3 protein-coding genes are annotated in these 5,838 nt (G+C 68.4%); all 3 read right to left on the reverse strand.

The features are described from left to right. Window positions 1-2,385 (reverse strand): tetratricopeptide repeat protein (locus CIC12_RS07490; protein ID WP_168663516.1); only part of this gene is annotated, 2,385 nt, incomplete at its 3' end. Continuing rightward, window positions 2,376-3,560 carry a cellulose synthase complex periplasmic endoglucanase BcsZ gene (gene bcsZ / locus CIC12_RS07495; protein WP_168663517.1) on the reverse strand — a complete coding sequence of 395 codons (1,185 nt, stop codon included), beginning with the start codon at window positions 3,558-3,560 and terminating at the stop codon, window positions 2,376-2,378. The genes bcsZ and CIC12_RS07490, both read right to left, overlap by 10 nt. A gap of 10 nt (window positions 3,561-3,570) precedes the next feature. Next, window positions 3,571-5,838, reverse strand: a 2,268-nt coding sequence (gene bcsB / locus CIC12_RS07500) for a cellulose biosynthesis cyclic di-GMP-binding regulatory protein BcsB (protein ID WP_168663518.1), incomplete at its 5' end; no start/stop codon positions are given.

Here is a 5,838-nt window from a genome sequence, read left to right on the forward strand (position 1 = left end):
GAGCGCCTGATTCGCGAGCGATTCGGCGTAGCTATTCTGCCTGGCGCCGACCGCGGCGGGGATCGCCGCCTGCAGCAGGTTCAGGTCGTCGGGGCGGCGCTGCAGTGCGACGCGGTAGCTCGCGAGCGCGTTGCGATCGTCGCCGGCGCTCGAATAGAGGCGGCCGAGCGCGGCCTGCAGCTCCGGATTGTCGGGCATCGCCGCGAGCCACGGCGCGATCACGTCGTAGGCGCTCGCGAGATCGCCTCGCTGACGTACCGCATCGGCCTGCTTGATGACGATGCCGAGATTCAGGTTGCCGAAGTCGGTGCGCTGCTGCGGCGTCAGCTGCAGCGACGCGAGCCGGCGCATCACCATGCCGAGTTCGGCTTCCTGTCCGGTCGCGGACAGAATGCCCGCGTACTGCAGCAGCAGATCGGTATTGCCGGGCGCGGCGTTCATCGCGCCGCGCATGAGGCTAAGCGCGCGGTTCGGGTCGCCCGCCTGCTGATAGGCGCCGGCGATCACGCCGATCAGCTCGGGGCTGGTGCCGGCCACCGGCTCCGCGGCGCTCAGCGTGGCGAGCGCCTGCTGCGTCTGAGCGTTGCGCGCGAGCCGCGTCGCGATGTCCGCCTGCTGATGCACCCACAGGCGGTGCTGCAAGGTGGTCATCGCGTCGGTGCGTTGCGCGACCGGAATGCGTTCGAGCTGCGCGAGCCCCGCGCTCCAGTCCTGGGTTTCCGCCGACAGCAGCGCACTCGCATACAGCGCGTCGGTCATGTCGGGATGGGCGGCGAGCAGGCCGTCCATCATGCTGCGCGCGTTGGCGACCGCGCCCTGGCGCACGTAGATGCGCGCGAGGTCGAGGCGCAGCCAGGGATCGTCGGGCGTGTTCAGCAGCGCGTCTTCGAACAGGCTGCGCGCGCTGCCGAGATCGCCGCGCGCTTCGGCGGCGCGCGCCTGGGCGGCCTGCGCCTCGCCGCGCAGACGGTTGATGCCGCCTGCCTTCGATTGCTGTTCGGTGTTCAGCCGATTGGCGAACTGCAACGCCTCGTCGCCGCGCCCTTGCGCGGCGAGTGCACCAACCAGCCCACGAATCGCGTCGGGGTTGTCGGCCTGGCGGCGCAGCGCCATCCGGTACGCCTGCTCCGCGCCGGCCGCGTCATGGTTCGCGAGCAGCATTTCGCCGAGCAGCACCTGTGCGGTGACGTCGGACGGATTCAGGGCGATCGCCCGCTCGAACAGGGCCTTCGCCTTCGCGAACTCGCCGTTGCTGCGCGCGCCGATCGCGTCGCTGGTGTAGGTCCAGTAGGTCGCGCTGTCGAGTGCGGTTTTCCAGCGCGCCGCATTGCCGCCGCGCGAGGCGCGCTCCAGATAGTTGCGCGCTTCGGCGAAATGTTCCTGCTTCAACGCGGCGATGCCCATGCCGCCGAGCGCATCGGGATCGTTCGGACCGCGCGCGAGCACCGACGAGAACTTCGCGCGCGCAGTGGCGATGTCGTTGCGATCGAGCGCGGCGAAGCCGTCGGCGATCACGCGGCCACGCGCGTCGACGGCGGCGCTTTCCTGCGAGCGAGCGCGCGCCGTGCCGTCCTGCTGCACCATCGAATCGAAGCGCGCCTTGACGGCGGCGTCGTCGCTCGCGGTTTGCAGATATGCCTGATATAGCGCTGCGTCGGAGGGCCGCGCATCCAGCCACAACAGCGCCTGACGCCAGCTCTTTTTCGCCGCCGCGCCAACCGTGCCGTCACCGGCGAGTTTTTGGAGCCGCGCGATACCGTCGCGGCGCGTCACGTCGCGATAGGTCAGATGCTGCGCGTAGGCGAGCGCGTAACGCGGATCGTCGGGGTTGTCGCGCGCGAGTTGTTCGAGCCCGCGGCGCGCCTGATCCCAGCCTTGCGGCGTGGCCGATAGCGCCTGGTAGTACTCGAGCTGCAATTGCGGCGTCGCCGGTTTGCCCTGCAGCGCGCGTTGATATTCCTGCACCGCGCTCGCGCTTTGACCGCTTTGCGCGAGCCGCCGCGCGTCGTTGACGGTCTGGTCGCGCGGGCTCGACTCGCCCAGCCGCCGCCCCAGTTCATCGAGATTCGGATAGTTCGGCGCGGCCGCCTTCAGGCGCGCGAGATATTGCTGCGCCCCGGCACCGTCCTTGCGATCGGCGAGCACCATGCCCATGCCGAACAGCGCGTCGGGCTGCTTCGGATCGATGCGCAGCACCTTCAGCCACGCCTGCTCGGCGAGGTCGCCGCGTTGATGCGACTGCCAGTACTTGCCCTGATCGATTAGCACGCTCAAGGGATCTTTCGATGTCTGTGCCAAAGCATCGGGTGCGGCCGTCGCCACGCAGCAGACCGTGGTAATGCTCAGCGCGAAGCGCAATGACAATGCGAGGGCGCTCAATGGCATGCGTTTCTCCAGCCTGGCACGAGACGGCCGCTTGCGTCGAAGCGGTAACGGCCGTCGATGAAACCCGTGCCGAACAAGCCCAGCACACGATCGTAATAAACCGGCTCGCGGCCCGGCACGGCGGCGTCGAGCGCGGCCAGATGCGCGCGCGCGAGGCCGAGGCCGTGCTCGTCGTCGAGCGACTTGAAGTACGGTGCGAGCGCGCCCCAGTAGCTGAGCGGGCCCTCGCCGCTGGCCGCGCCGGTGGTCGACGACACTTTCTCCGGCGGGAAGCCGTTTTGCGCGACCTTCGCGCGCATGCCGCCGAGTGCCGCGAGCCACGGCTTCGCGAGCGGATCGGCGGGCGCGGCCAGCCCGGCCCACAGGTAGACGCGGATCGCGTCGTAGCTGCCGACGTCGCCGTTCTTCGGGTCGACCACGAATTGGCCGTTTTGCCAGGCCGCCCAGTCGGGTGCGAAACCTTGCGGCGCGGTGGTCTTGACGAACTGGTAGGCGCTGGCCGTGAGCTGGCTCCACGGACCGTCCGGCAACTCGTGCGCGAGTCCGCGCAGCACCGGCAACGGCAGATAGCTCGGATTCAGACGCGTCACACCGGCGGTTTTGAAGCCTTGCGGTCCGGGCAGCAGCATCGGCCCGACGCCGGGCAGCGTGGTGACCTCTTCACGGGCGATCTGCGCGGCGAGCGCCTCGCCAAGGTGCGTATAGCTCGCGTCGCCCCATAGGCGGCCGGCTTGCAGCAGATCGTAGGCAATCCACAGGTCTGAGTCGGACGCCGAATTCGGATCGAGCACGCCGTATGAGCCGTCCGGCTTTTTGCCCCATTGCCAGGCGGGCAGGCGCACGTTATGCACGTCGAACTGATTGCCCGCGAGGTTGCTGCGAGTCCAGGCGAGCAGCCGGTCGAAGGTTGCGCGGTCGTTTGCGACCAGCGCGAAAAAGAGCCCGTACGACTGGCCTTCCGAAGTGGTCTGCTGAGCCGGCGTCGAGTAGTCGATCACACGGCCGTCGGCCTGCACGAAGCGTTCGACGAACGTGCGATAGCCGCTCCATTCGCCGCATGCGCCCGGCGCGGCGTTGCTCTGCGCGACTTTCACGATGCCGCCGAAACTGGCCGACGCCGCCAATCCGAGCGTCAGCGCAACAGTCATTGTCTGGTTGATTCGATGAACCCGCATATCAGTCCTGTCAGTCCTTCAGGCGGCGCGCGGCGATCGAGCGCAGCGTCCGGTAGAAGAGGCCGGCGATGATCAGCGCCGCGAGCACGCCCCCCAGCATCAACAGCAGCGGATGCGAGGACAGCGCCCAGCGCAGATACTCCTGCGGCGACAAGTGGCCGACGTAGTACGCGTCGCCATTCGACGTGATGGTCACGTCGCGGCCGTGGATCACGGCCATCGCACCTTGAATCTTCGGCAGCACGTCGGCGTCGAGCAGCGCCCCCGAGAGGTCGGCGTCCGATTGCCCGGCCGCGCTCACCAGCGCGACGGCGCTGCGGTTCTTCTGCAACGGCGACTCGAAGCCGGTCAGCAAGGCGGCGCCGTTCGAACTCACGAGCGTGAGGTCGGCGCGCGCGGGCGTGCGCTCGACGCCGCGTTCACCATGCCACCAGTCCTGTAGCCAGAAGGCGATGTCGGAGAGCCGGAAGGTGTGCGCGTTGCCGTCGCTCGAGAACGGCATCGAGCTGGCCCAGCGCTGCAGCAGCGGCTGCTTGCCCGGCGCGCCGAAAATCAACAGGTCCTTGCTCGCGTACTTGTCGGCGTCGTCGGCTGTGCCGACCGTCACGCCCGTCACCGGGTAGCCGGTCGATTCACCCATGCGGCCCATGGTCAGCAGATACAGGCTGTAATCGCTCGAATCGGCATCGTTCGGCAGGATCACGGCGGTCTCGGAGAGGTCCGCCATGCGCGTGAACGGGAAGCCGCTATTGGCGAACGCGGCCAGATCGGGCAGTGCCATGTAATGCGGGAACGACGACAGGTCGATGGTCGAGTTCGGATCGATCGCGCCGACCACGTTGTCGAGCAGGCGGCCATGACATTCGCCGGTGTTCGGAATGTCGTAGTAGAAATGCAGACGCAGTTGTGCGCGCGGCGTCAGCAGCAGCGGCGGAATGCGCACGGTGCGGCGGGCTTCGGCGGTGCGGTCGGGCATGATGCGGCCGAAGTAATGGCTCAGCTCGAACACCGACGCGGACTCGGCCGGAATCGGCAGCGCCTGCACGAAGCCGTTGTTCACGCTTACGTTCAGCGACGAGCGGTCGCGCGCCGGCCGCACGGTGTAGCGGTAGCGCAAGTCCAGCGGCGCGCCGCGCGTGTGCCACATGAACAGATCCGGCGGCACGCGCATGTTGATGCGGACCGCGTCGGCGTCGTAGCCGGACACGGTCAGGTCGCGCGGATTGGCGAGTTCGCCGAAACGCACAGGACGGTTGGTCGCGAGCCAGTTCGGCGCGTCATAGGGCACGCGTGGCGTGAGCTCGGTCAGCTGCGTGATCGTCGCGCTCTGGCCGGAGAGCGTGTTCTGGCCGATGCCGAGCGACTTCGCGGCGGTCTTCAGTTCGGCTTCGGTGCGACCCATCACGAGCAGCAGTTTGCCGCGCGCGGGCGCCGCGCGATCGACCACCGCGATGGTCGGGCCCGAGATGGCCGGCAGCGTGACGCCGGCGGGGCGCTGGTCGTCGGTGGCGAACACCACGGCGTTGCCCGACAGCGGCGCATTATCCAGTTGCGCGGGAAATACCGCGCCGCGATAGCCGGCCAGCGCGCCGAACCACGAAGCAACGATGCCGCCCGCTTCGAGCGTGCCCGCGCCCGGCTTTTGCGCAAACACGAACGGCAGTTCGAGGCGGCGCACGTCGCGTCGGTCGAAGAACGGCGCCGGTAGCGCGGCCAGATCCGGCGCGCTGGCGAGCGACGCATAGGTGAGGTCGAGCGAGCTCGCATTGCTGAGCGTGGCCCACAGAGACGAATTCGCCGGGTCTTCGCAGCTCGTCGTGTAATGGCCGATCAACTGCACGTTCAGGTGGTTGAATTCGGTAATGAAGCGCGGATCGATCGACACGTCACGCGCGACCAGCATACCCGCCTGTTCTTTCGGCACCGGCAGCGTGGCGGCGACTTCGCCGTTGACCAGCACCTTCAGCTGCGAAAGGTTGGCGAGCAGCGCGGGCGAGTAGCTGTAGATCAGATGCAGCAGCGCGCCGGTCACCACTTCGTCGCCACGGACGGAAAACGCGACGCCGTTCTGGCCGTCGGTGCCGCGCAGTTGCAGCGGGTCGAGCGCGCCGAGGTCGGCGAAGGTCAGCGTTTGACGGCGGCCGCCCGGCACTAGCGTGCCGGGTTCGGCGGTGGTCGGCGTCCTGACGCCCAACGCCTTGACCGTGGCCGCGGTGAGCGCGGGCGTCGGTGTGGCGAGTGGCGGCTGCTGGATCGCGTTCGGGTCGAAGAGCACGGC

The organism is Paraburkholderia sp. SG-MS1, assembly GCF_012275575.1.
Lineage (GTDB): Bacteria > Pseudomonadota > Gammaproteobacteria > Burkholderiales > Burkholderiaceae > Paraburkholderia.

Excerpts from the sequence above, each read along its gene's own strand:
- bcsZ (WP_168663517.1), bottom strand. The coding sequence starts at position 3,560 with ATGCGGGTTCATCGAATCAACCAGACAATGACTGTTGCGCTGACGCTC.